A 5,074-nucleotide genomic window follows, 5' to 3' on the forward strand; every position below is an offset into this window, starting at 1 on the left:
ATGTTCACGATGTTGCGAAACGCCGTCTGCATCTGACCCATGGTGTCCATCGAGGTCCGCTCGGCCAGACCACCCCAGCCCGCACCCGAGATGTTGGTCGACGACGCCCACATCCGCCGGGCCTCATCCTCCACCGTCTGGGCGTGCACATCGAAACGCCCCGCCATGCTGCGCATCGCGTCCGGATCGGTCATAAAACGTGTTGCCATGAAAACTTCTCCTTGCTCCGTGAAACCTCTTGTGACGCAGTGGTTAACCGGCCGACGCGGCGTTGGCCGCTTCAGTCGCAGCGTAGGAATTCGCGCTGGTGTTCAACGTGGCGACGAAGGCCTGGTGGATGGCCTCGGCCTGCGCGCTGATCGACTGGTACATGCTGGCGTGCGCAGCGAACTGGGCCGCGGTCAGCGCCGAAACCTCGTCCGCCGCAGCCGGGACCACTCCGGTGGTCGGTGTTGCCGCGGCGGCGTTCTGGGCGCTCAGCGCCGAGCCGATGGCGGCCAGGTTGCCCGCGGCGGCGGTAAGCGCCTCGGGTTGGGTGTTCACAAATGTCATGGGGCCCTCCTCCAAGGGTGCCGGTCGGGTAAACGACCACCGGGCGCGTCGAGCGTGTACCCGGTGACAACGGTAAACCGTCAAACCGGAGCGGGCCCGACACAACGTGATTTTAGAAAGTAGAAACGGAGCCGAAGCCGGATCGGAACGAAACATTCGCCGATCTCCGGCGATAGCCACAATCACCGGGAAACAAGTCTCGTCGTCACCTCCTCGCGCCACCGCGTACCGATGGGGCTGGGGTGAAGTACCGGCCCCTACCTGCGCAATGGTGGCACTGGTATCAGCAAGCGTCAACCCGGGCGCGCGGTCGCGGCACTGTGAATCGGCTGCCGGGAAGCTGTCGGGTCAGGAAGGTTTCTTCTCGGCCACCGCCGCGCTGAGACCTTCGGCAAGATCCTCGCGGGTCAATTCCTTGAATTTGTGCAACCATTCGTCGCTGAATTCGGTGACGTCGCCCGCCAGCACCGCGTCGAGTTCGGAGTCGTCGAGCCGGAAGCTGCGGTGGTCTCGAGCCTTCTCCACCACGTTGCGGACGAATCCCGCGTTGCCCAGCACGTCGATGCCGCGGATCAGATCGCCGTCTTCGGAGTAGTTCTCGTCGTTGTAGAACTTGGTGTAGGACGGCAGCAGGCCCTCGACCGCTTCGTCGCTGACCACGTCCTCGTTCTCCGCCCCCATCATCTTGGTCAGTTCCAACAGCTCCGGTGGGGTATAGCTGTAGAACTCGATCACGGTCGAGAACCGCCGCCGCAGGCCCTGATTCACCTCGAGCATCTTGTCCATGGCGTTGGCGTAGCCGGCACCGAACACCACCAGCTCGTCACGATGGTTCTCCATGTAGAGCAGCAACGTGTTGATGATCGCGTTGCCGTAGGCGTCGCCCTGGCTGTAACCGCGCTCATGCAGGGTGTGCATCTCGTCGAAGAACACCGCGCCGCCGAGCGCGCCCTCGAGCAGGGCCTCGGTGTTCTTCTCCGCGTCGGCCATGTAGCGGCCCAGCAGCTTGGAACGGTTGGTCTCGACCACCAGCGGTTTGCGCAGCACCGTCAGGCCGCACAACTGCTTGGTGAAGGCGCGCGCCACCGATGTCTTGCCGGTGCCGGGCGGGCCGAGCAACAAGGTGTGCCGAGAGGTGACCGGAACCGGCAGGCCCATCTTGGCGCGCGCCAGGTTCACCTTGGTGGTCGCCTTGATCAGCTTGATCTCTCGCTTGGCCTGCTCCATGCCGAGCATGGCGGCCAGCTCAGCGTCGCCTTCGGCCAGGTATCTGGCGGCCTCCTCGGCATGCCGGTGCGCTTCGGCCTGCTCCCGGGTCGGGGCGCTGTCGGGGTCCCACGGATCCGTGCGGGCCTCGATGGTTTCGGGGTCGGTCAGAATCAGCCGGTAGTCGGGGTTGTCCAGTGCTTCACGGGCCGGCGCGAACTTCGCGTCTCGGGAATACACCCGGCGCAGCAACTCGGCGGCTTCGTCCTCGCGGCCCAGGTGTCGCATGCACATGCCCTGGGTGTAGAGCGCGACGTTGGTGGCGCCGGGCACCCGGTCGCCCTCGATGGCCTCCTGCGCCCGCCGCGTCGCCTCCTCGAAGACCCCCAGCGAAGCCAGCGCGGTGGTGGCCATCGCCGCGGCCGCGGCCTTGAGTTCTGGCTGGCGCCACGGGGTGGCCGCCGGGAACTGCTTCAGCACGTCCGGCCAGCGCCCGGTCCGGAAGTACAGCAGGCCGCGCACGTAGCTGACCAGCTCCGTCTCAAAGGCGTTTCGCGGCTCGATGCCGTCGAGCAGCTTGGCGGCCTCCTCGTAACGCTTGGCTTCCGCCAGGGCGGCGACATAAGCGGCGGCCAGCGATTCCACACTGGTGACCCGCAGCCGCAGGAACATCCCGTCGGAGACCTCGGGATGGAATTCCAAGTCGGACAAGCCAAGTCGCCTGATCTCCCAACCGAAGGTGCGGACCGTCCTCCAGGCGTTGGCCAACACTTCGAGGTCGGAGTCACCGGCCAGCACCCGGGCCAGCCAGGCGTCGCACATGCTCGGGTCGATCGTGGAGGCGGTGGTGAACATCTGCAACGCGACCTGCGGGTTGTGGCTGGGCTGCAACCCGTTGACCGAGATTCCGGAGGCCAGCATGCCGGCGACCATCGCGTTGCGCGCGTCGTTCGTGGCGGATTGGGGTGCGGTCACGACCGCGTCCCGGGCGACGGAGTCTCGTACTCCGGCACGGCGTCGACCGACACCGCCAGGTGGTCGCCGTCCTGCAACTCCCGGCTGGGCACCGCCATCCGCGGATGCGCCGTAGGCGCCGGGAGGCTGGCGCAGACCGCCTCCAGCTGACGCCGGCCCACGAACCGGTTCAGCGCGGCCCGCACGTTTCGGCCCAGCCGGCCGGTGCTGTGGTAGCGCACCAGCACCGAGACAGCGGTCGTCCGGCCGCCCCCGGGGGCGAGCCGCACCGTGACCACCGTCGTATCGGTCTCCGGATACCACAGGTGCTCCAGGTTCTCGACGGAGATGTCGGCCGGCGATACCCAGAAGTTGGTGACGTGGCCTTCGGGCGGGGTCCGGAATAGCCGGTGCCGAAGCTGTCCGGCCTCCAGACCCGCCAGGACGGCGTCGTCGACGGCCTCGAACTCGTCGGCGCGCAGCGCCCGCGCGATGAGCTGGCGCCCGTCGATCTCCTCGGCCAGCCGCTCGGTCGCTGCGGCCAGCGTGGCGGCCAGCGAGTCGCGCGCCGCCACCGCGTTGACGTTGTGCTGGGGGTCCATCCGCAGCACCAGCCAGGTCTGGCGGTGATCCGGCATCGACGGGGTGTCGTCGTCGAAGTCGACCTCCTCGACATCAGCGGGGGCATTGCGGGTTCCGACCGTGACGATGTCGATGCTGTCCAGCCGCACGTCGAACTGGCGCAGGCCGGCGGCGAGGCGCTCCAGCGGCAGCGTCACCGGCTCCGAGCCACGCCGGTGCCGCCCGGTCGCCTGCACCGCTCGCCCGCCCACCGAGATCACCGTCACCAGTCGGCCCTGGTGTTCGCGCATCCCGATCGGCTCGCGGCCGAAGCGGCGGTGATGGTCGACCGCGCGAGTCCGTCCCCGGCTCAGTGCTGGCTCCGGGTCGGCGAACTGGTCGCCCAGCCAAGCCGCCCACATCGTGCTGATGGGCACCCGCCGGTAGGTGACCAGCGCGATGAGCGCGACCAGCACCGCAATGCCGACACCGGACCACCATGCGTAGGTGGCGGCTTTCGCGTCGCCGGGCCAGCGGCCGGCGAGAACCAGGATGCCCATGTCGATCAGAAAGACCGTGGTCACCCGCGTCCACGACAGGTCCAAACCTACTGCGTGCTGTGCCTTCATCGATTCCTACGCGATCGTCGCAATGCTGCCACTCCTAGTGCCACACCGGCTGCGGCCAGCGCCGCCAACAGCCCGCCGCCGGCGACCCAGGCCGGGGTCATGTCGCGTTCCGGCGGCATCGGCGGCACATGCAGGGGTGCCGACAGCCGTTCCGGCGGTTGAGCCGGACCGCCGGGGACATCCCAAGTCAGGGCCGCCACCGGATCGACGATGCCATAGCCGACCACATTGTCGACCCCGCGCGCCGGCGGCCGGGCCGTACGAGTCAGCCGGTTGATCACCTGATGCGACGAGAGTTCCGGGTACTTGGCCCGCACCAGGGCCGCCACCCCGGACACGATCGCCGTCGAGAAGCTGGTGCCCGACGGAACCAGCAGGGAGTTCTCCGGTCCGTCGACGGCGTTCATCAGTCCGTCGTCGCGCGGTGAGAGACCTTCGATGTCGGTGCCGGGCGCGGCGAGTGACACCCAGGGGCCGACCACACTCGACTTGCTCAGCGGCGCACCCGCCGAGTCCACCGCGCCGACGGTCAACACGTACTCGTCGTACCACGCCGGCGTCACCACGGTGTTGACCCCGTTCCAGTCGCGCGGGTCGTCGGGACGCATCGCGTTGTAAGTCGGGTTCTGTTTGCAGTCCCGCCAACTCGTATCGCCGGCGGCGGCGACGATCACCGCGTTCTTCTCGACCGCGGCATAGCGCACCGCCGCGCCCAGATCGGCTTGATCGAGCATGTTCCGCACGTTCATGCAGATGGCCTGGGAGATGTTGATGACCTGCGCGCCCATGTTGGCGGCGTGGACGATCGCCCGCGCCATGGTGCGTATCCCGTCGGTCTTCTCCCGCAACTGCGGGTCCTGGCCGTCACCGAACGGCTCCTTGGGGCCGAAGGCCGCGCTGTACTGGCGGATCGAGATCAGCTGCGCATCGGGAGCGATCCCGCTGAACGCATCCGGCGCCGCCCCCGGCGGTGGCGGTGCACTCGGTGCGCGGAAGTCGACCGGCGCCATCCGCGCCCGCCCGGAGTACCCGCCCGGGCGTGCGGCACCGGCGGCGCCGTCGGTGGTGTATGCCGCCGCGTTGTTGCCCGGCCCGGGAGCAGGGCCCGGCGCCGGACCGGGAGCCGGGCCGGGGGCCGGCGCGCGCCCCCCCCCCCCCCCCCCCCCCCCCCC

5 protein-coding genes are annotated in these 5,074 nt (G+C 68.6%); all 5 read right to left on the reverse strand.

Annotated elements, in window-relative coordinates:
- A partial coding sequence (locus tag A5771_RS09335) for a WXG100 family type VII secretion target (RefSeq protein WP_082947152.1) occupies positions 1-209 on the reverse strand: 209 nt, incomplete at its 3' end.
- A 43-nt stretch (positions 210-252) separates the two neighbouring features.
- Entirely contained in the window at positions 253-552 is a 300-nt protein-coding gene (locus A5771_RS09340; RefSeq protein ID WP_064854942.1) for a PE family protein, read from the reverse strand.
- A 348-nt stretch (positions 553-900) separates the two neighbouring features.
- Positions 901-2,733, reverse strand: a complete 1,833-nt coding sequence (gene eccA / locus A5771_RS09345) for a type VII secretion AAA-ATPase EccA (protein WP_064854943.1) — start codon at positions 2,731-2,733, stop codon at positions 901-903.
- The gene (gene eccE, locus A5771_RS09350) at positions 2,730-3,902 is read right to left on the reverse strand and encodes a type VII secretion protein EccE (protein ID WP_064854944.1); all 1,173 of its coding nucleotides are present in this window, start codon (positions 3,900-3,902) and stop codon (positions 2,730-2,732) included. The genes eccA and eccE overlap by 4 nt, the downstream gene beginning before the upstream one ends.
- A partial coding sequence (gene mycP, locus A5771_RS09355; protein ID WP_064854945.1) for a type VII secretion-associated serine protease mycosin occupies positions 3,899-5,074 on the reverse strand: 1,176 nt, incomplete at its 5' end. The genes eccE and mycP, both read right to left, overlap by 4 nt.

The sequence above is a fragment of the Mycolicibacter sinensis genome (assembly GCF_001667375.1).
GTDB classification, from domain to species: Bacteria; Actinomycetota; Actinomycetes; order Mycobacteriales; family Mycobacteriaceae; genus Mycobacterium; species Mycobacterium sinense_A.